This window comes from Pseudomonas sp. GNP014, assembly GCF_054344005.1.
Window position 1 is genome coordinate 4,501,060 of sequence record NZ_JBTGUS010000001.1, and the last position, 18,584, is coordinate 4,519,643.

The following is an 18,584-nucleotide window of genomic DNA, read 5'->3' on the forward strand; positions in this document are numbered from 1 at the left end:
CCCCGCAGCCCGTCTGCGCCCTGCCGAATAAGCCGATTCCATGCCTTTCGAACTCAGCGTTGACCTCACCACCCTCGCCATTCTTGCCCTCGTCGCATTCATCGCCGGTTTCATCGACGCCATTGCCGGCGGTGGCGGCCTGCTGACCACGCCAGCGCTGCTGACTGCCGGCCTGCCGCCGCACCTGGTGCTGGGCACCAACAAGCTGAGTTCGACCTTCGGTTCGGCCACCGCCAGTTTCACTTTCTACCGGCGCAAGCTATTCCACCCTCGGCAGTGGACGCACGCCATCGTCGGCACACTGGTCGGTGCGCTGACCGGTGCGATCGTCGCCCATTACCTGCCGGCGGAATGGCTGAACAAAATGCTCCCGGTGATCGTGTTTGCCTGCGGCCTGTACCTGTTGTTCGGCGGCACACCGAAAGCGCCACTGGACAGCGACGCACCGATCAAAAAGAAATGGCAATCGAGCCAGGGTTTCAGTCTCGGCTTCTATGACGGTGTGGCCGGTCCGGGCACAGGTGCATTCTGGACGGTCAGCAGCCTGTTGCTCTACCCGATCGACCTGGTCAAGGCCAGCGGCGTGGCGCGCAGCATGAACTTCGTCAGCAATATTGCGGCGCTGTCGGTGTTCGTGTTTTCCGGGCAAGTGGACTGGATCATCGGCCTGAGCATGGGCCTGTCGGTGATGGTCGGCGCGTTCTTCGGCGCGCGCACCGCAATCAGCGGTGGCGCCAAATTCATCCGTCCGGTGTTCATCACCGTGGTGTTGGGTCTGACCGTGCGCCTAGCCTGGCAGCACTGGTTCAGCGTGGCCTAAGCGCCGCGCCACGTAGACGTCGATCAGGTAACGGGCAATCGATTTGGACGCCGGCAATGGCGGCAAATCGTGCACGTTAAACCACTGGGCGTCTTCGATCTCGTCTTCCTGGCAGACAATCTCGCCACCGGCGTACTCGGCATGGAAGCCGAGCATCATCGAATGCGGAAACGGCCAGCACTGGCTGCCCATGTACTGAATGTTCTTGACCTCGATCTGCACTTCTTCGCGCACTTCACGAATCAGGCAATCCTCGGCCGACTCCCCCGGCTCGGCAAATCCGGCCAGCGTACTGTAGACCCCAGTGACGAAACGCGGTGAGCGCGCCAGCAGGACCTCGTCGCCCCGGGTGACCAGCACGATCATGCTCGGCGAAATGCGCGGGTAATTGCGCAGTTCGCACGGCTGGCAATGCATCGCCCGCTCCCGCGGCACCTGCGTCATGGCCTGCCCGCAATTGCCGCAAAAACGATGCTCCCGCGCCCAGGTGCCGATCTGTGCGGCATAACCCAAGACCTTGTAGACCGTGTGATCGCCATCGAGCATGAACGCCCGCAGACCTTTCCAGTTGCACCCCGGCACCTCGCTGACACTGTGCAACTCCAGCAGGTACACCGGCTCGCCATCGAGATGGCCAATGCCGTGTTCGGCGAGTATCGACAAGTCCTGACGCTTGAGCCATTCCCGCGGGAACAGCGCGCCGTTGTCATCGAACAAAAACCCTTCAGGGCTGCGTGCCACGGCCCAGCCGCCGGGATGATCGGTGTCCAGTACTGCAGTGGTCCAGCGAGATGTCATGGTTTCTCAATCCAGAAATTCAGGTTTCTGTTTGCTCATATGGGCGGCCATGGCCACGCGCAAGTCGGTGGATTGCAACATGGCGGCGTTCCAGGTGGCAACGTATTCAAGGCCATCGTCGATGCGATGGTCGCGCATGTAGCTGATCATTTCCTTGGTGCCTGTGACGGCAATCGGCGACTTGGCTGCAATCTCGCGAGCGATGTCGAACACGCCCTCGAGCAACGCGTCCTTGTCGCCATAGACACGATTGACCAAGCCCATGCTGCGCGCCTCATCAGCACCAAAGGTGCGACCGGTGTAAGCCAGTTCACGCAGCATGCCGTCTCCGATGATCCGCGGCAACCGTTGCAACGTGCCAACATCGGCGGCCATGCCGATATCGATTTCCTTGATCGAGAACTGCGCGTCTTCGGCAGCGTAACGCATGTCACAGGCCGCGATCAGGTCGATCGCCCCGCCAAGGCAATAGCCCTGAATCGCCGCCAGCACCGGTTTACGGCAGTTGTCGACCGCGTTGAACGAGGCTTGCAAGGCGAGAATCTTGCGGCGTAGCAGGCGCGCATTACGGCCGACGTCCTTGCCCAGTTCATTGGCGACGCCGGCGAGCATCATCAGGTCGATACCGGAGGAAAAATGTTTACCGTTGCCACTGAGCACCACCACGCGCACTTCATCGGTGTCATCGACCCACTGAAAAATCTCGACGATCTCACTCCAGAACGCCGCGTTCATCGAATTGATCTTCTCCGGACGATTGATCTGCACATGAGCGATATTGTCGGCCAGTTCGACGCTGAAGGCGGAGTATTGAGACATGGCAGTGATCCTTTACCGGACAGAAAGAGAGGTCCGAACTATAACAAGGCATCACCGTGGCGGTTCGGCCAAATGCGGGACTGTGGAAACCACAGGGCGAAGCAGGCACTGCGCAAGACTGCATCCTTTTAGCCTTGCCTCTGAAAAACAAAATCAAAAAATCGCAACCCTCGGCACACCTACAGGAAACAAGCACACCCACCGAGCCTGGTCGGCTGCCAGCCCCCATCAGGCTGTCTCCGACAATCACCGAACCAGCCACTAGGCCGAGTGTCAGCTCGCCTGCTCTTGATCTTGATCTTGATCTTGATCTTCAGGCCCCTTCGGCAGGCTGAGTGGAGGGATTCATCCGGGGGGCAGGCGCGCAGCGCCGTTTGGCGAAGCCAAACACATCGAGAGGAGGTGCAGCGAAGCAAACCGGAGGCGATGCGCCCGGATGGATCCCGGAGCGAAGGAACCCCGAGCCCAAGCGAGCGGGCCGAACGCCGGGGCAAGCCCTTTTTTGCTTACTTTTTTGAGGCGTTTGTCAAAAAAGTGAGTCGCCGTAAGGGCGAAACCGCCAGCCGCCACACCCGAAGCAACGGATACTCACCCCCCCCAACCAGAGCATGGTCGGCCCAAAGGCCGCCAAGATCACCGGGCCAACCGCCGAAGCCCAAGCAACATCCCCCCCGCCCCCAACACCATCACCCCAAGAAACAAAGGATAAGAAACCCACCAGGGCGTCCCCGCCGTCATCATGCTGAACTCCGACATCCCGCCAATGCTCGCAACCAGGTTCAACGGCAAAAACACCACATTGATCAACGTCAGCTTGCGCAACAGATTATTCATGCTGTTGTTCATCAAATTGCCCCGCGCATCAATCAGCCCGGAAAACACCGTCGAGTAGATTTCCGCCTGCTTGTAGCACTGGTTGTTCTCGATGATCAGATCATCAATCAACCCGATCGCCTCACTGCCGAAATGCTGCTTCTCGGCATGATTGCGCAACCGCGTCAGCACCGCGCCATTACTGTGTAAGGCGTTGATGTAATAAATCAGGCTCTCACTGAGATTGAACATCTGAATCAGATGCTGGTTCTGCATCGAAGCATTGAATTTCTGCTGCAACTCGCGAGCGACCAGTTTGATCACCTTCAAGTGCCCCAGGTAGTGATGAATATTGTTGAACAGCAGATCAAGCAACACATCCAGCGGGGTGTTCAACGGCTGCCGGGAACCGAGGCCATGCAAGGGTGTGTCGTCAGTGGCAATCACCAGCAATTGCCCGGGCGCAAACAGCAGACCGCATGAAGACACCTCAAACGCCAGGCTGCCACCGCCAGAATAGTTCTCCGGGCGCTTCCAGATCAGGAACAGATGATCGGGGTGAAACTCGATCCGCGATACCTCGTCCGGATCCAGCGCCGAGGCCAGCGCGTGCTCGTCGACCTTGAAATGGCTGTGCAGCAAGTCGCGTTCGGCGGCGTCCGGGTTGCTGAACAGCATCACCTCGGCGTCCAGTCGTTCAACCCGCTGCAAGGCGCCGTGGCTCAACGCAAAACTGTTGATCATCGGCAGGTCACCAGGCCTGGCCGCGACGCTTCAGTTCCAGCCGTCGCACGAACTCTTCCAGTACCAGTGAATACAGATCATCCTGCAAATACGCATCTTCGATGCCGGCGTCGAGGTTGGGGTTGTCGTTGACTTCGATCACCACCACCTTGTCGCCGGCCTGTTTCAGATCGACGCCGTAGAGACCGTCGCCAATCAGGTTGGCCGTCTTCACCGCCAGCTCGACCACTGCCCGGGGCGCCTCGTGCACCGCCAGCGTCCGGCACTCGCCGTTGACGTCCTGGCCCTTGGCCTTGTGGTTATAGATCTGCCAGTGGCCCTTGGACATAAAGTACTGGCAGGCGAAGATCGGTTTGCGGTTGAGCACGCCGATGCGCCAGTCGTACTCGGTGTAAAAAAACTCCTGGGCCAGCAACAGCACCGAGTGCTCGAACAGTTCGGCGGTGGCTTCGAGCAAGGCTTGCTGGCTCTCGACCTTGATCACACCACGGGAAAAACAACCATCGGGAATCTTCAGCACCAAGGGAAACCCGAGGCGCTCGCCCACCCGCTCGAAGTCTTCGGGTCGCTCCTTGTAGAGAATTTCGGTGGCGGGCATGCCCAGTTGATGGCTGTTGAGCAAGTCGGTCAGGTAGACCTTGTTGGTGCAGCGCAGAATCGACGTCGGGTCATCCATCACCACCAGCCCTTCGCTTTCAGCCTTTTTGGCGAAGCGGTAAGTGTGGTTGTCGACGCTGGTGGTTTCGCGGATCAGCAAACCGTCGTACTCGGCCAGGCGCGCATAGTCCTTGCGCTCGATCAGTTCGACATCAATGCCCATGGTCTTGCCGACCCGGACGAAATTCTCCAGCGCTTTGGCGTTGGAAGGCGGCAAGGCTTCTTGCGGATCGTGCAAGATCGCCAGGTCATAACGCGCCACTTGCGGAGAACGCGGAACACGCCAGATTTTACGGCTGAAGCCATCCAGCGCATTGGCGAACTGATCTTCCTGATCATCGCGCAACTTATGCAAAGCGCCGGATTTTATACCTTCGATGTGCCAGCCGTTAGTTCGACCGAACTCCACTAACAGGATCGGACACGGAAACACTTCAAACAACTGCCGGGCCAAATCCTGCAGCGGCTCGATATGCGTCCGGCCGAAATACAGGGTCAGGGTAAAGCCTTCGGTATCGCTGTAGAGATGATGACTGAGGGCTTTTTCGAGGGTTTTATCCAGGTCGTCCAGTGCCAGCCCGTACAGCGACTTCCGGGTCAGTTCACTGATCGTGCGTACTGACGGAATCACCTTGTGCCCGCGGGCTTCGGCCAACAGCGAGCAGTAATAACCGTGGCCCAGGTACTTGTAACTGCGGCACAGATTGATCACCTGCACCCGCTTGCCGGGTTCGGCTTCGCGGGTCTGTTCCAGATATTCCTGGGCGGTGACGATGCCTTCGCTGGGAAAATACGAGGCCCAGTCTTCCTTGCGTTCGACAATGATCAGCACTTGACTGGAAGTTCTCGCCGTTGAATTTAAATAAGTTGCCGCCGGCAAACTTTGCTCGGATACTTCGCGCCAATGACCCTGTACCGCTGACATAGAGATTGATCCGTTGGAGAACAAGACCATTTCTATTAAGCACGAAGTTTTTCGAAAGTCCCGTTTCGTTACGCAACTTTTACGGTGGTCATATGAGTGCTGTTTTTCGTCTGGCGGTAGTTGAAGATTTGCCGGCGCTGCTGGCATTGGAAATGCAATGTTTCACCACGGACCGGCTCACGGCGCGCAGTTTTCAGTGGATGATTACTCGCGCCCATGGTCAGTTGCTCGTGGCGGAGCGCGAAGGCCAATTGCTCGGTTACGCCTTGGTCCTGTTTCATCGCGGCACGTCGCTGGCGCGGTTGTACTCCATCGCGATCGCCAGCGAGGCGCGCGGCGGCGGATGGGGCAAGCAACTGCTGCAACGCATCGAAGCCATCGCCCTGGAACACGATTGTGCCTACCTGCGTCTTGAGGTGCGGATCGACAACCCCGCCGCCATTGCCCTGTACGAACGTAACGGCTACCGGCGCTTTGCCCTGATTCATGATTACTACGAAGACCATGCCGACGCCTTGCGCCTGGAAAAACGCATTCTTCAGCATCGCGACTCACGCAACATAAAGGTGCCCTACTACCCGCAAACCACCGAGTTCACTTGCGGCCCGGCCTGTCTATTGATGGCCATGGGCGCTTTGCAATCGCAGCGCTTGCTGGAGCGACGCGAAGAATTGCAGCTCTGGCGTGAAGCAACCACAGTGTTCATGACCTCCGGGCACGGTGGCTGCAGCCCGCAAGGTCTGGCGCTGGCCGCGTGGCGCCGCGGCTTTCGCGTGCGCTTGCAAGTCAGCCTGGCAGGTCCCCTGTTTCTCGACGGCGTGCGCGATGCGCATAAAAAAGACGTCATGCGCCTGGTCCATGAGGAATTCACCGCGCAGCTGACCGAGACCGATGTCGAGTGTCTGATCGGTACACCGCTGGATCTACCCCGCTTGCTGGATACGGGCGGGCAGCCTCTGGTGTTGATCAGCAGCTACCGGCTGACCCGCTCCAAGTCGCCGCACTGGGTGGTGGTGACCGACTGCGACGAGGATTTCGTTTACCTGCATGACCCCGATGTCGATCACAGCCAGCATCGGCAGCCCATCGACTGCCAGCATGTACCGGTCAGTCATGGCGAGTTCGAGAAGATGTGCCGGTTTGGCCGGGGCAAGTTGCGGGCGGCGGTGGTGTTGTATACCCGCGAGCAATGAGCAGGATTGCTTTTGTGGCGAGGGGATTTATCCCCGTTGGATCGCGTAGCAGCCCCCTGTAATAAGCTGGGGACCGCTGCGCAGTCCAACGGGGATAAATCCCCTGGCCACAGTTAGGTGGATTGCCTCCTTGGGAGGTGTTACTTCAGGCCGAGTTTGTAGAGCGATCCATTCTCTTCATCCGTCAGCACATACAAGTAACCATCCGGCCCTTGGCGCACATCGCGAATCCGCTGTTTCAGCTCGCCCAGCAACCGCTCTTCATGCACCACCTTGTCGCCATCGAACTGCAGGCGAATCAGCTCCTGGGTCGCCAGCGCACCGATAAACGCGTTGTGTTGCCACGGTTTGAAGCGGTCACCGTCGTAGAACGTCATGCCGCTGACGCCCGGCGATTTTTCCCAGACATGATGCGGCGCGACCGTGCCTTCAGCGGTTTCACCCTGCGCTTCGGGAATCGGTTGCATCGAGTAGTTGATGCCGTGGGTCGCCAACGGCCAACCGTAGTTTTTCCCGCGTTCGATGATATTCACCTCATCGCCACCCCGAGGCCCGTGCTCGTTTTCCCACAGGGTGCCCGTCCATGGGTTGAGTGCCGCGCCCTGCGGGTTACGAATGCCATAGGCCCAGATCTCCGGGCGCACGCCGGACTGGCCCACAAATGGATTGTCGTCCGGCACTCTGCCGTCGGGATAAAGACGTACGATCTTGCCCTGCAATTTGTCGAGGTCCTGTGCGGTCGGCCGATCGTTGTTCTCGCCCAGGGTGATAAACAGATAACCGTCGCGATCGAACACCAGACGCGAGCCGAAATGATTGCCCACCGACAACTTCGGCTCCTGACGAAAGATCACCTTGAAGTCCTTGAGGGTCTTCAGGTCCTCCGACAAGCGCCCGCGCCCGACCGCCGTCCCGGCCTTGCCCCCTTCAGCACCGCCCTCGGCGTAGGACAGATACACAAGCCGGTCGGCCTTGAAGTCCGGCGACAACACGACATCGAGCAAACCGCCCTGCCCCTTGGCCCAGACTTCCGGGACCCCGTCGATGGGCGCGGACAGCATGCCATCGGCCGCGACGACCCGCAGGTTGCCCGGCCGCTCAGTCACCAGCACGCCCTGCCGATCAGGCAAAAAGGCCAGCGCCCAGGGATGCTCCAGCCCTTGGGCCAGAGTGGTGACTTCAAGACTGCCCTGTTCGCTTTGCAGCGCCTTGGGGGCGGCGGCATGTACCGGGACGCTGATCAGCGCGCCGGCGCACAGGCTGGCTAAAAGGGTTTTACGCAACATGCACGATTCCTTTTGTCATTTGAAAGGCTGACAGAACGCGGTCCTGCCGTTCAACGGTTGCTGCCGGTATCCCGCGAGGGCGGGTTGGGAATGAACGTGGGTGGCGTGGCCGGCACTGAGCGAATCGGCTGGCCGTTGCCGATACCGCGGTTCTCTACGGTGGGCTGACGCGGTGTCGGTACGGTGTTCGGCCCGCGCATGGGCGGCGTACTGGGCTGGGTGCCCTGCATGCTGTTGGGGTTGGCCCGGCGAATCGGGCTGTTATAGGGATTGTTGCTGTTGCCGGCAGGACTTTGCGCAAGCAGCAACGGCGCGGATGGCCTCGGGGCTTCAGCGTGAGCCAGGCCGGCACTGAGAGCCAAGGCAACGATGCCAAGCAGAAAGCGGTTCATGAAGCAGCCTCTCGATGCGCAGGGAATGGGCTGGGGTTGCAGCGTTCGAGTCCACGCTACGCTCAGGGTTCGGATTTGTTAACCCGTCCGCTTTAAACAACATGTAACACGACTTGACTGCTGCGCCTGCTGAAGCGCAGTCAGCGGAAACTTTCGTGGCGCGCGCAAGGTCACCTGATCATCACTTGGAGAACACACCATGGCTCGGGCAATCTGGAAAGGCGCGATCAGTTTCGGTCTGGTTCACATCCCGGTCGCGCTGGTGTCGGCGACCGCCTCGCAAGGCGTCGACTTTGACTGGCTCGACAGCCGCAGCATGGACCCGGTGGGCTATAAACGCGTGAACAAGGTGACCGGCAAAGAGGTCACCAAAGACCATATCGTCAAGGGCGTGGCTTACGAAAAAGGTCGGTATGTGGTGCTCAGCGAGGAGGAAATTCGCTCGGCGCACCCGGTGTCCACCCAGACCATTGATATTTTCTCGTTTGTCGAGGCTGATCAGATTCCCCTGCAAAACATCGATACGCCCTACTACCTGGCACCGGACAAACGGGGCGGCAAGGTCTACGCGCTGCTGCGTGAAACCCTGAGCAAGACCAACAAAGTCGCCCTCGCTCGGGTGGTGCTGCATACGCGCCAGTATCTGGCCGCGCTGATGCCGCTGGAGTCGGCACTGGTGCTGGTGAAGTTACGCTGGCCGCAGGAAGTCCGCGGGCTCGACGAGCTGGATCTGGGCAGCGAAGTGACCAAGCCGCAACTGGCCAAGGGCGAACTGGACATGGCCAGGCGCCTGGTTGAAGACATGAGCGCAGACTGGAAGCCCGAAGACTACAAGGACGAGTTCGAAGCCAAGATCATGGCGCTGGTCGAGAAGAAAGCCCATGAAGGCAAGATCGAGGATGTCGAGACTGTGGGTGGCGAAGAGGAGCGCAAAACGGCGGATGTTATCGACTTGACCGAGCTGCTCAAACGCAGTCTGGGTGGGAAAGCAGCGGCAAAACCCAAGGCAAAATCAGCGAAGCCGGCCAAGGCGGCCCCGGCGAAAAAGACCAAGAAGGCTTCTTGATCATTTGCGCCGATGGTCAGGGCCCCTTCGCGGGCAAGCCCGCTTCCACAGGTTCTGGCGGTGTGAATGAGTTCTGCGCATCACACCAGCCCCTGTCGAAGCGGGCTTGCCCGCGAAGGCGGCCCCACAGGCGCCGCGGTCTTCAGATCAGGATGAAGATCGCCAGCAAGCCAGCGAAAATCGCCCATTTCTCCAGGTAATACCGCATGCGGTTGCGTTTTTTCAGCTCTTTGCCGCGCAGGCGAATCTTGTAGATTCTGGTAAACAGACGGTTGATGCCGCCGGTTTTGTCGCCGGCATCATTCGGGGCGCCCGCCGCCGACATTACCGTGCGGCTGAACCACCGGTTGAACGCCGCCGCCCAGCGGTACTTCATCGGGCGCTCGATGTCGCAGAACAGGATGATGCGGTTCTTGTCCGTGGCGTTTTCGGCGTAATGGATGAACGTCTCATCGAACACCACCGCCTCGCCGTCGCGCCAGTGGTAGTTCTCACCGTCAACGTTGATGTAGCAACCGGCGTCATTGGGCGTATCCAGGCCCAGGTGATAGCGGTAAGAACCGGCATATGGGTCGCGGTGTCGCACCAGTTTCGAACCCGGCGGCAGTTCGGCGAACATCGCCGCCTTGATCGAGCCGATGCTTTGCACCAGTTCTGTGGTGCGCGGGCACAGCTTCATCGCCGATGGATGACTTTCGCCGTACCACTTCAGGTAGAAACGCTTCCAGCCGCTTTTGAAGAACGAGTTGAAACCGACGTCATCGTACTGGTTGGAGCGCTTGATCTCGCCGGCACGCAACAGATTCTGGCCTTCTTCGCGGATCTCCTGCCAATGCGCCTGCAACGGGCTGAGATCAGGAAACTCCGCCGGATTCAGGTAAGGCTTGCCGGGGATCTTCGAGAACAAATAAAGGAAGCAGTTGATCGGTGCGAGGAAGGTCGAATGATCGCTCAGTTGCCGACCCAGTTTGTGACGCACACGCCCCCGCAGGTGAACGTATGCAATGGAAATGACATAAATAGCAGCAATGATGAGTTTCACGGAAATCGTCACACGTCAGAAGTGAACAAACTGCGCACCTGGCGGCTCGGGGCCGGGCGTCTTATGCAGTGGTCTGGAAACAGATGGCACGTCCTTGAGCCGACGCCGGAGTGGGCGCCGGGCGAATGGATGGCATTTTAGCCATACTTTGTAACCGATGGTGAACCTCATCTGTGAAAAACTGTCCGCTGAATCAGCCAAACAGCAGCCGCGGCATCATCGCCCTATCGTTTAAAGAGCCAGACCAGTACAATCGCCGCCAAACTTTACGCGCCCCCCTTGGTTGATGACGGGACTGTCCCGCTTCAGCGCACTTCGACTCGGGCCCAGCGCTCCGGCCGCACCCTCGCAATTTAAGAATGCTTCGCAGGAAAAACTCTTGATCTCTACAGCTAACATCACGATGCAGTTCGGCGCCAAGCCGCTCTTCGAAAACGTTTCGGTCAAATTTGGCGCGGGCAACCGCTACGGCCTGATCGGCGCCAACGGTTGCGGCAAGTCGACCTTCATGAAAATCCTCGGCGGCGATCTTGATCCGTCCGGCGGCCAGGTCATGCTCGAGCCGAACGTGCGTCTGGGTAAGTTGCGCCAGGACCAGTTCGCGTACGAAGAATTCACCGTGATCGACACCGTGATCATGGGTCACGAAGAGCTGTGGAAGGTCAAGGCAGAACGCGACCGCATCTACTCGCTGGCGGAAATGTCTGAAGAAGACGGCATGGCCGTGGCCGAGCTGGAAACCGAGTTCGCCGAAATGGACGGCTACACCGCCGAATCCCGCGCTGGTGAACTGCTGCTGGGTCTGGGCATTCCACTGGAACAGCATTTCGGCCCGATGAGCGAAGTCTCGCCAGGCTGGAAACTGCGCGTATTGCTGGCTCAGGCCCTGTTCTCCGATCCCGAAGTGCTGTTGCTCGACGAACCGACCAACCACCTGGACATCAACACCATTCGCTGGCTGGAAAACATCCTGACCCAGCGTAACAGCCTGATGATCATCATCTCTCACGACCGTCACTTCCTGAACAGCGTGTGCACGCACATGGCTGACCTGGATTACGGCGAGTTGCGCCTGTTCCCGGGCAACTACGACGAGTACATGACCGTGGCGACCCAGTCCCGCGAGCAACTGCTGTCGGACAACGCCAAGAAGAAAGCGCAGATTTCCGAGCTGCAATCGTTCGTCAGCCGCTTCTCGGCCAACGCCTCGAAAGCCAAACAGGCCACTTCCCGCGCCAAGGCGATCGACAAGATCCAACTGGCCGAGGTCAAGCCTTCCAGCCGCGTGAGCCCGTTCATCCGTTTCGAGCAGAACAAAAAGCTGCACCGCCAGGCGGTCATGGTCGAAAAGATGGCCAAAGGTTTCGACGGCAAGCCACTGTTCAAAGACTTCAGCTTCCAGGTTGAAGCCGGCGAGCGCGTAGCGATCATCGGTCCGAACGGTATCGGCAAGACCACCCTGCTGCGCACCCTGGTCAATGAACTGACCCCGGATGCCGGTAGCGTCAAGTGGACCGACGCCGCGGAACTGGGCTACTACGCTCAGGACCACGCGCACGACTTCGAAGACGACGTGACCCTGTTCGACTGGATGGGTCAGTGGACTCAGGGCGAGCAGATGATTCGCGGTACTTTGGGCCGCATGCTGTTCTCCAACGACGAGATCCTCAAGTCGGTCAAGGTGATTTCCGGTGGTGAGCAAGGTCGCATGCTCTTCGGCAAGCTGATCCTGCAAAAGCCGAACGTGCTGATCATGGACGAACCGACCAACCACCTGGACATGGAATCGATCGAGGCGCTGAACCTGGCGCTGGAAAACTACCCGGGCACGCTGATCTTCGTCAGCCACGACCGTGAGTTCGTATCGTCCCTGGCCACGCGCATCATCGAGCTGAGCCCGAATGGCGTGACTGACTTCAGCGGCACTTACGATGACTACCTGCGTAGTCAGGGTGTGGTGCTCTAAGAGCAGCTGCCAGCGTTAAGCCGCGAGCCTCAAGCAAAAGCCCTGTCCATGTGACGGGGCTTTTTGCATTCCAGAGCCAGTAGTTATGCGAGTACCGACACAATCGCGAGCAGGCTATCAGCAACAATCGGGATAGCCAGGAAAATAGTTAGCCTGCTTCCTTTTGTTCCAGCGCCAAGCCATCATGCCGACTCTCCCACCGCCGCCCGCGAACGAGTCCTCATGTCTGCGCAGCAACTGCCCCCGCAGAGCACCATGGCGATCACCCTGCAGATCGTCTCCATCGTGTTCTATACCTTTATCGCTTTCCTCTGCATCGGCCTGCCGATCGCGGTGTTGCCCGGTTACGTCCATGAACAGTTGGGGTTCAGCGCCATTGTGGCGGGGCTGGTGATCGGCTCACAGTACCTGGCCACCCTGCTCAGCCGGCCAATGGCCGGACGCATGTCGGACACCATCGGCACCAAACGCGCGATTGTTTATGGCTTGTCGGGGATTGCGCTCAGTGGCTTGTTGACGCTGATCTCGTCGTTGCTGCAAGACTACCCGCTGCCGAGCCTGCTGATTTTGATTGTCGGACGCCTATTGCTCGGGGTCGCGCAGGGTTTGATCGGGGTCGGCACCATCAGTTGGTGCATGGGCCAGCTCGGTGCCGAGCACACCGCAAGGTCTATCGGCTGGAACGGCATTGCCTCCTACGGCGCGATTGCGATTGGCGCGCCGCTGGGCGTGGTCATGGTCGCCGATTACGGTTTTGCCAGCCTCGGCATCGCGCTGTCAGTACTGGCGGCGGGCGCTCTGGTGCTGATCCGCAATAAACCCTCAGTGCCGGTGGTGCGCGGTGAACGGCTGCCTTTTTGGGCAGTGTTCGGGCGCATTGCACCGTTTGGCGCCAGTTTGAGTCTGGCGTCTATCGGTTACGGCACGCTGACTACCTTCATCACTCTGTATTACCTCAATCGGGGTTGGAGCGGCGCGGCGTATTGCCTGACGGTGTTTGGCGTATGTTTCATCGTGTCGCGGCTGCTGTTCATTTCGGCAATCAGCCGTTTTGGCGGATTCAATTCGGCGATTGCCTGCATGACCATCGAAACCGTTGGCCTGGTGCTGTTGTGGCTGGCCCCGTCCACCGCGTTCGCGTTGATCGGGGCGGGCCTGGCGGGTTTTGGCTTGTCGCTGGTGTACCCGGCACTGGGTGTTGAAGCGATCAAGCAGGTGCCCAACTCCAGCCGGGGTTCGGGGTTGGGCGCGTACGCGGTGTTCTTCGATCTGGCGCTGGCGATTGCCGGGCCGCTGATGGGCGCGGTGGCGCTGAATTTGGGGTATTCGTGGATTTTCTTCAGTGCAGCGCTACTGTCGGTGACCGGGCTGGGGTTGACCTTGCTGCTCAAGCGCCGGGCGATGTCTTGACTGGACGGCCCCCTGTAGCAATGAGCGTGCAAAGGACCAGGATCATTGATCCGCCGTTTGCATCCCCGCCCGGCTCGGCTTGCCCAGCGTGCGCGAGAAGAATTGCCCGGCTTCGGAGATCAGGTTGCGGTGGATGTCTTCGCGATCCACGCCGTCGGCGTCGGTGCACAGCGCCGGCATGGCGCGGATCTGCTCTTCGTTGCACGGCGCCATGAACACGAAGTGCCCTGCCCCCGCTAGCAGTTTGAAGTCCGGGGCGGTCGGCAGTTTGCGTGCCAGGGCGGCGGCGTTTTTGTCGAAAGCCACCAGTTTGTCGCCATCACCGCTGTACAGCAGCACCGGCACATGTACGTCCGCCAGGGTGTGGCGCCCGAACTTCAGACTCAGTGGCGCCATCAGCAGCAGCGCATGCACGCGCGAATCGGCCACTGGCTGCAAGTCATCGCGATCGACGATCAGCTCGCCCTGAGTGTTGCAAGCATCGCGGTCGTCGGGGCGTTCCAGGCAGTAACGGCGCAGACGATCGAGATCCGGCTGCGCGCCAGAGAGGATCAACGCGGTCTCGCCGCCGGCCGAATAACCAATCACGCCGACCTGATCGGCATTCACGAATGGCGAAAGCATCGGGTCGCCGAGGGTGGCGGTGATCGCTTCGGAAATCTGGATCGGCCGCCCGTAGAGGTTGCTCAACGTGCCGAGTCGGCTGTGGTCTTTGGAGTTGTCGCCGGGATGAATCACCGCGACCACGACAAAACCCTTGCGAGCCAGCGAGGTGGCCAGGTCATGCAGCGCGATGGGGGTGCCGGTGTTGCCGTGGGACAGCATCAACATCGGAAAGCGGCCAATGGCGACCTTGGTGTCTTCGCCAGCCTCGACCTTGTAGCCTTCAAGCAGGCTGGTGTGCTCACGATCGCTGGAAGGATAGAACGCGATGGCGCGCATCGGTTGCAGGTCCAGCGGATCGAGGAATGTCATCTCGTGGTAACCGACACTCCATACGGGGTGTCGCCCGGGCGCGGCATGCACTGAACCGAGGCTGCCAAGCAGGCAAATCAGTAACGTTGCACAAAGACGCATCATGGGATGGCCCACCCTGTGTTACTCAAGCGAAAGATCCTTTATGTTCCGACACGCCCGAAACCCTGAGGTTCGGTGATCCGGCGCGGCGTTGCACGCAGACGTTGATCGTTTGATTGCATAACCCGGGCCAGATTATGCAACAGTCAGAAACAAAAAACTCCGTACCTAGCCCTTGCGGAACCAGAATACAGAGTTTTTTGGGCCTTGCCTGAACATCAGCTGTTCTTTACGCAAGCCTTACGCGGCGGCAAACAGTTGCTCGCTGATCTTCGCTTGAGCGGCGGTCATGGCGTTGTTGCGCACTTCCTCACCATACGCCAGGCCTTCGGCGCGGACGATTTCGATATCGGTGATGCCGAGGAAGCCCAGCACCAGCTTCAGATACTCTTCGTGGGCGATGCCACTGGCCTGGCCAGCATGAATGCCGCCGGAGGTGGAAACGATCACCACTTTCTTGCCACCGCACAGGCCTTCAGGGCCGGCTTCGGTGTAACGGAAGGTCTGGCCGGCGACGGCAACACGGTCGATCCAGGCCTTGAGCTGGGTCGGCACGGTGAAGTTGTACATCGGTGCCGCGATCACCACGGCGTCAGCAGCGATGAACTCGGCCAGGGTCGAGGCGCTCAGTTCGGCTTCGTGCTGTTGTGCGGCGTTGCGCAGTTCTGCAGTCGTCCCGGCGGCAACCAGGGTGGTCGACGAGAAGTGGCTGATGGCGTCAGCGGCGAGGTCACGGTAAGTCACCACAGCAGTTGGCTCGGCGGCTTGCCAGGCTTTGACGACTTGGCTGCTCAACTGACGGGAAGCCGAGTTGTCGCCCAGAATGCTCGAATCGATATGCAGCAGTTTCATGTGGAATCTCCTGGAATGAATCGCCGGTGGCGACGGAATGGAGACAATCCTACGGAAGAAACCAATAGATGATTAGCCGCCGACAATGCGATAGTTCGTCCCACTGATAGAACAGTTGGATATCACCATGCAAGATCTCAACGATCTCTACTATTTCGCCAAAGTGGTCGAAGCCGGTGGCTTTGCGGCGGCCGGCCGTTTGTTGGGCATTCCCAAGTCGCGCCTGTCGCGACGCATTGCCGAACTTGAAGAACGCCTGGGCGCACGTTTGCTGCAACGCACCACGCGCCAGTTGAACCTAACCGCGGTTGGCGAACGCTATCTGCGCCACTGCCAGGCCATGTTACTGGAAGCGGAAATGGCCGATGAAGCCGTCGCCAGCATGTCCAGCGAACCGCGTGGGCGCCTGCGGGTGTCCTGCCCGACCGGTCTGGCGCGGGAAATGTTGCCGTGGGTGATCAGCGATTTTCTCGGCAAATTCCCCCAGGTGCAGCTGGAAGTGGTCCTGCTGAACCGGCGGGTGGACCTCGTGGCCGAGGGCTTCGATGTCGCGCTACGAGTACGCGAATCGGGTGACGAAGACCCGCTGCTGGTCACCCGGCGCCTGCGCCAGGCGCAGACAGTCGTGGTGGCGAGCCCGGCGTTCGCCGAGCGGCAGTCGATCAGCCATCCGCAGGATTTGAAGAACCTGCCGGTGCTCGGCGCACTGGAAGCCGATCGCCTGGTCCATGTGCGCCTGCTCGACCAGCACGGCAAAAGTTTCGAGTTGAATATGGAGGCACGGCTGGGTATCGACGACTTTATAGTGCGCAAGGCCTGCGTGCTGGCCGGCCAGGGTTTCACCCTGCTGCCGATGATGTACTGCGAAGAGGAACTGCAGAACGGCTCGCTGGTGCAACTGCTGCCCGAATGGTCGTTGCCCGGCGGCTGGCTGCAAGCGGTGTACCCGCATCGACGCGGGGTGATGCCGGCGGTGCGCGCGTGGATCGACCACCTGGTCGAATCGTTCAATGCCTGTGGGGAGCGGTTGTTATGAGCAAGGGAAAGATGAGCGAAGCCGACGTGGCAGCGTTCTGCCTGGCGTTGCCGGGCGCTCGAGAGGATTACAAATGGGGCGGCGTGCGGGTGTTCTCGATTGCCGGTAACAAGATGTTCGCCCTGCAGGGTTTGCGCGGCGATTCGCTGGCATTCAAGGTCGACAAGGATCTGTTCCTCGGCCATTGCGACCGCCCTGGCATTCACCCGGCGCCGTATCTGGCGCGGGCGCAGTGGATCATCATGCGCCCGCCCTACCCGCTGGGTGCGGAGGAACTGCAGGGATTGCTGATGCGTTCGCATCAACTGGTGGTGAGTAAGTTGCCCAAGAAAACCCGAATCGGATTATTGCTTTGACGCCAATCCTGTAGGGGATTGGCTGATTCTCAGAACAATGAAAGCAGGTTCGCGCCGAGGAACAACTGGTCGATCCAGAACACCTGGTGCAATGCCACAATCACCCAGAACAGAATCTGAAACGACACTTTGCGCGTCTTGTGCCGGAGCACTTGCTGGGCAATCAACGCGCCCGGCCAGCCGCCGGCCAGTTCCACGGCGTGGAGAATGTTTTCCGGCGTGCGCCATGCATCGGCGCGTGCCTTGCGCTTGTCCGCCCAATACATGAAGAACGCCAGCACACTGACCACACCATAGGCGGTCAGTGGCACCAGCGAGATCCCGTGCAGCCACATCGACAGCGAACCGAACAGCGGCAACGCGCAGATGATCGCCAAAACCAGCAGTTTCAGCTTCAGGTTCTGGATACTGCCGCCTGACGGACGACCCTCCGGGCGACGTGCGCGAGAGTCACTCATGGTTTGGCGGCCGACCAGTCCACCCAGCCGAACTGCCAGGTCGCCAGAATCACCAGACCGAAGACAATCCGGTACCAGGCAAACGCCGCATAGCTGTGGCTGGCGATGAATTTGAGCAAGCCGCGCACGGCGATCATGGCGAAAATAAACGCCGTGACGAAGCCGATGGCGAACACCGGAACGTCCGCCGGCACAAACAGATGACGGTACTTGTAGCCCGAGTAAACGGCGGCACCGACCATGGTCGGCATGGCCAGAAAGAACGAAAACTCGGTCGCGGTCTTGCGCGACAGGCCGAACAACAGCCCGCCAATGATGGTCGAGCCAGAACGCGACGTACCGGGAATCATTGCCAGACACTGGGCGAAGCCGACTTTCAACGCGTCTTTCCAGGTAATTTCGTCGACCGTTTCGGCATGCACTTGATGTTGACGCTTTTCCGCCCACAACATGATCAGGCCACCGATCACCAGCGCCGTCGCAACGGTGATCGGGTTAAACAGGTATTCGTGGATCAGGTCGGCAAACACCACCCCGAGCACGACGGCCGGCAGGAAGGCGATCAGCAGATTGGCGGTAAAGCGCCGTGCACTCGGTTGGGTCGGCAAGCCGATGACCACGTCGGCAATCTTGCGCCGGAACTCCCAGACCACCGCGAGAATCGCGCCGAGCTGGATAATGATGTTAAACGCCATGGCCCGTTCGCCGCCGAAATCGAGCAAATCGGCAACGATGATCTGGTGTCCGGTACTGGAAATGGGCAAAAACTCCGTAAGCCCTTCTACAACGCCTAGTATCAGTGCCTGCAAGGCCGTCCAAAGATCCATCAATCCCCCAAAGAGCGATGCACGCCGGCATGCTCCGATAGTATTTT

General features: G+C 59.6%; 18 protein-coding genes. 7 read left to right on the top strand and 11 right to left on the bottom strand.

What is annotated here, in order from left to right; translation table 11 throughout:
• The first annotated feature begins 40 nt into the window (after positions 1 to 40).
• Positions 41 to 820, top strand: a complete 780-nt coding sequence (locus ACXX9E_RS20225; protein ID WP_123468912.1) for a TSUP family transporter — start codon at positions 41 to 43, stop codon at positions 818 to 820.
• Here the strand turns inward: ACXX9E_RS20225 and nudC are convergent.
• The 4 genes from nudC to ACXX9E_RS20245 form a co-directional block, all read right to left on the bottom strand.
• A complete protein-coding gene (nudC, locus tag ACXX9E_RS20230) occupies positions 788 to 1,618 on the bottom strand; it encodes an NAD(+) diphosphatase (RefSeq protein ID WP_123468914.1) in 831 nt (276 codons plus the stop codon). The two genes, ACXX9E_RS20225 and nudC, sit on opposite strands and share 33 nt — an antisense overlap.
• A gap of 6 nt (positions 1,619 to 1,624) precedes the next feature.
• A complete protein-coding gene (locus ACXX9E_RS20235) occupies positions 1,625 to 2,437 on the bottom strand; it encodes a crotonase/enoyl-CoA hydratase family protein (protein ID WP_128615627.1) in 813 nt (270 codons plus the stop codon).
• A gap of 633 nt (positions 2,438 to 3,070) precedes the next feature.
• Positions 3,071 to 3,994: a magnesium transporter CorA family protein gene (locus tag ACXX9E_RS20240; protein WP_123468920.1), complete on the bottom strand. Its 924-nt coding sequence runs from the start codon at positions 3,992 to 3,994 to the stop codon at positions 3,071 to 3,073.
• A 7-nt stretch (positions 3,995 to 4,001) separates the two neighbouring features.
• A complete protein-coding gene (locus tag ACXX9E_RS20245) occupies positions 4,002 to 5,576 on the bottom strand; it encodes a RimK family ATP-grasp domain-containing protein (RefSeq protein ID WP_123468922.1) in 1,575 nt (524 codons plus the stop codon).
• A gap of 92 nt (positions 5,577 to 5,668) precedes the next feature.
• On the opposite strand from ACXX9E_RS20245, the gene ACXX9E_RS20250 reads away from it, so the two are divergent.
• Positions 5,669 to 6,769 carry a GNAT family N-acetyltransferase/peptidase C39 family protein gene (locus ACXX9E_RS20250; RefSeq protein WP_458556057.1) on the top strand — a complete coding sequence of 367 codons (1,101 nt, stop codon included), beginning with the start codon at positions 5,669 to 5,671 and terminating at the stop codon, positions 6,767 to 6,769.
• A 140-nt stretch (positions 6,770 to 6,909) separates the two neighbouring features.
• Here the strand turns inward: ACXX9E_RS20250 and ACXX9E_RS20255 are convergent, their stop codons facing one another.
• Both ACXX9E_RS20255 and ACXX9E_RS20260 read right to left on the bottom strand, forming a co-directional pair.
• Positions 6,910 to 8,055, bottom strand: a complete 1,146-nt coding sequence (locus ACXX9E_RS20255) for a PQQ-dependent sugar dehydrogenase (protein ID WP_458556058.1) — start codon at positions 8,053 to 8,055, stop codon at positions 6,910 to 6,912.
• A gap of 50 nt (positions 8,056 to 8,105) precedes the next feature.
• A complete protein-coding gene (locus ACXX9E_RS20260; protein WP_322374687.1) occupies positions 8,106 to 8,447 on the bottom strand; it encodes a hypothetical protein in 342 nt (113 codons plus the stop codon).
• Between the two features lie 199 nt (positions 8,448 to 8,646).
• On the opposite strand from ACXX9E_RS20260, the gene ku reads away from it, so the two are divergent.
• Complete coding sequence (ku, locus tag ACXX9E_RS20265; protein ID WP_123468930.1) at positions 8,647 to 9,513, top strand: non-homologous end joining protein Ku; 867 nt, start codon at positions 8,647 to 8,649, stop codon at positions 9,511 to 9,513.
• Positions 9,514 to 9,655: 142 nt separating this feature from the next.
• Here ku and lpxO read toward each other — a convergent pair whose 3' ends face one another.
• On the bottom strand, positions 9,656 to 10,555 hold the full coding sequence (gene lpxO / locus ACXX9E_RS20270) for a lipid A hydroxylase LpxO (protein ID WP_422495921.1): 900 nt from the start codon (positions 10,553 to 10,555) through the stop codon (positions 9,656 to 9,658).
• Between the two features lie 379 nt (positions 10,556 to 10,934).
• On the opposite strand from lpxO, the gene ACXX9E_RS20275 reads away from it, so the two are divergent.
• Both ACXX9E_RS20275 and ACXX9E_RS20280 read left to right on the top strand, forming a co-directional pair.
• Positions 10,935 to 12,521, top strand: coding sequence for an ABC-F family ATPase (locus ACXX9E_RS20275; RefSeq protein WP_123468932.1), 1,587 nt, complete (start codon positions 10,935 to 10,937; stop codon positions 12,519 to 12,521).
• Between the two features lie 222 nt (positions 12,522 to 12,743).
• A complete protein-coding gene (locus tag ACXX9E_RS20280; RefSeq protein ID WP_322374689.1) occupies positions 12,744 to 13,931 on the top strand; it encodes an MFS transporter in 1,188 nt (395 codons plus the stop codon).
• 42 nt (positions 13,932 to 13,973) lie between these two features.
• On the opposite strand, the gene ACXX9E_RS20285 is transcribed toward ACXX9E_RS20280, so the two are convergent.
• Both ACXX9E_RS20285 and ACXX9E_RS20290 read right to left on the bottom strand, forming a co-directional pair.
• Positions 13,974 to 15,011 carry an alpha/beta hydrolase family protein gene (locus tag ACXX9E_RS20285; protein WP_123468937.1) on the bottom strand — a complete coding sequence of 346 codons (1,038 nt, stop codon included), beginning with the start codon at positions 15,009 to 15,011 and terminating at the stop codon, positions 13,974 to 13,976.
• A 237-nt stretch (positions 15,012 to 15,248) separates the two neighbouring features.
• Positions 15,249 to 15,860, bottom strand: a complete 612-nt coding sequence (locus tag ACXX9E_RS20290; protein ID WP_123468939.1) for an FMN-dependent NADH-azoreductase — start codon at positions 15,858 to 15,860, stop codon at positions 15,249 to 15,251.
• A gap of 127 nt (positions 15,861 to 15,987) precedes the next feature.
• Here ACXX9E_RS20290 and ACXX9E_RS20295 point away from each other — a divergent pair, with 127 nt between their 5' ends.
• Together ACXX9E_RS20295 and ACXX9E_RS20300 are read left to right on the top strand one after the other, a co-directional pair.
• A complete protein-coding gene (locus ACXX9E_RS20295) occupies positions 15,988 to 16,896 on the top strand; it encodes a LysR substrate-binding domain-containing protein (protein WP_123468941.1) in 909 nt (302 codons plus the stop codon).
• A complete protein-coding gene (locus ACXX9E_RS20300; RefSeq protein ID WP_422495924.1) occupies positions 16,893 to 17,252 on the top strand; it encodes an MmcQ/YjbR family DNA-binding protein in 360 nt (119 codons plus the stop codon). The genes ACXX9E_RS20295 and ACXX9E_RS20300 overlap by 4 nt, the downstream gene beginning before the upstream one ends.
• A gap of 29 nt (positions 17,253 to 17,281) precedes the next feature.
• Here the strand turns inward: ACXX9E_RS20300 and ACXX9E_RS20305 are convergent, their stop codons facing one another.
• On the bottom strand, positions 17,282 to 17,710 hold the full coding sequence (locus ACXX9E_RS20305) for a DUF1294 domain-containing protein (RefSeq protein ID WP_458556059.1): 429 nt from the start codon (positions 17,708 to 17,710) through the stop codon (positions 17,282 to 17,284).
• Complete coding sequence (locus ACXX9E_RS20310; protein ID WP_186746925.1) at positions 17,707 to 18,537, bottom strand: undecaprenyl-diphosphate phosphatase; 831 nt, start codon at positions 18,535 to 18,537, stop codon at positions 17,707 to 17,709. Before ACXX9E_RS20310 ends, ACXX9E_RS20305 begins: the two co-directional genes overlap by 4 nt.
• Positions 18,538 to 18,584 lie beyond the last annotated feature (47 nt).

Excerpts from the sequence above, each read along its gene's own strand:
- ACXX9E_RS20300 (WP_422495924.1), top strand. The coding sequence starts at position 16,893 with ATGAGCAAGGGAAAGATGAGCGAAGCCGACGTGGCAGCGTTCTGCCTG.
- nudC (WP_123468914.1), bottom strand. The coding sequence starts at position 1,618 with ATGACATCTCGCTGGACCACTGCAGTACTGGACACCGATCATCCCGGC.
- ACXX9E_RS20255 (WP_458556058.1), bottom strand. The coding sequence starts at position 8,055 with ATGTTGCGTAAAACCCTTTTAGCCAGCCTGTGCGCCGGCGCGCTGATC.
- ACXX9E_RS20225 (WP_123468912.1), top strand. The coding sequence starts at position 41 with ATGCCTTTCGAACTCAGCGTTGACCTCACCACCCTCGCCATTCTTGCC.
- ACXX9E_RS20285 (WP_123468937.1), bottom strand. The coding sequence starts at position 15,011 with ATGATGCGTCTTTGTGCAACGTTACTGATTTGCCTGCTTGGCAGCCTC.
- ACXX9E_RS20250 (WP_458556057.1), top strand. The coding sequence starts at position 5,669 with ATGAGTGCTGTTTTTCGTCTGGCGGTAGTTGAAGATTTGCCGGCGCTG.
- ACXX9E_RS20310 (WP_186746925.1), bottom strand. The coding sequence starts at position 18,537 with ATGGATCTTTGGACGGCCTTGCAGGCACTGATACTAGGCGTTGTAGAA.
- ACXX9E_RS20290 (WP_123468939.1), bottom strand. The coding sequence starts at position 15,860 with ATGAAACTGCTGCATATCGATTCGAGCATTCTGGGCGACAACTCGGCT.
- ACXX9E_RS20295 (WP_123468941.1), top strand. The coding sequence starts at position 15,988 with ATGCAAGATCTCAACGATCTCTACTATTTCGCCAAAGTGGTCGAAGCC.
- ACXX9E_RS20280 (WP_322374689.1), top strand. The coding sequence starts at position 12,744 with ATGTCTGCGCAGCAACTGCCCCCGCAGAGCACCATGGCGATCACCCTG.
- ACXX9E_RS20260 (WP_322374687.1), bottom strand. The coding sequence starts at position 8,447 with ATGAACCGCTTTCTGCTTGGCATCGTTGCCTTGGCTCTCAGTGCCGGC.
- ACXX9E_RS20235 (WP_128615627.1), bottom strand. The coding sequence starts at position 2,437 with ATGTCTCAATACTCCGCCTTCAGCGTCGAACTGGCCGACAATATCGCT.
- ACXX9E_RS20245 (WP_123468922.1), bottom strand. The coding sequence starts at position 5,576 with ATGTCAGCGGTACAGGGTCATTGGCGCGAAGTATCCGAGCAAAGTTTG.
- ku (WP_123468930.1), top strand. The coding sequence starts at position 8,647 with ATGGCTCGGGCAATCTGGAAAGGCGCGATCAGTTTCGGTCTGGTTCAC.
- ACXX9E_RS20305 (WP_458556059.1), bottom strand. The coding sequence starts at position 17,710 with ATGAGTGACTCTCGCGCACGTCGCCCGGAGGGTCGTCCGTCAGGCGGC.
- ACXX9E_RS20240 (WP_123468920.1), bottom strand. The coding sequence starts at position 3,994 with ATGATCAACAGTTTTGCGTTGAGCCACGGCGCCTTGCAGCGGGTTGAA.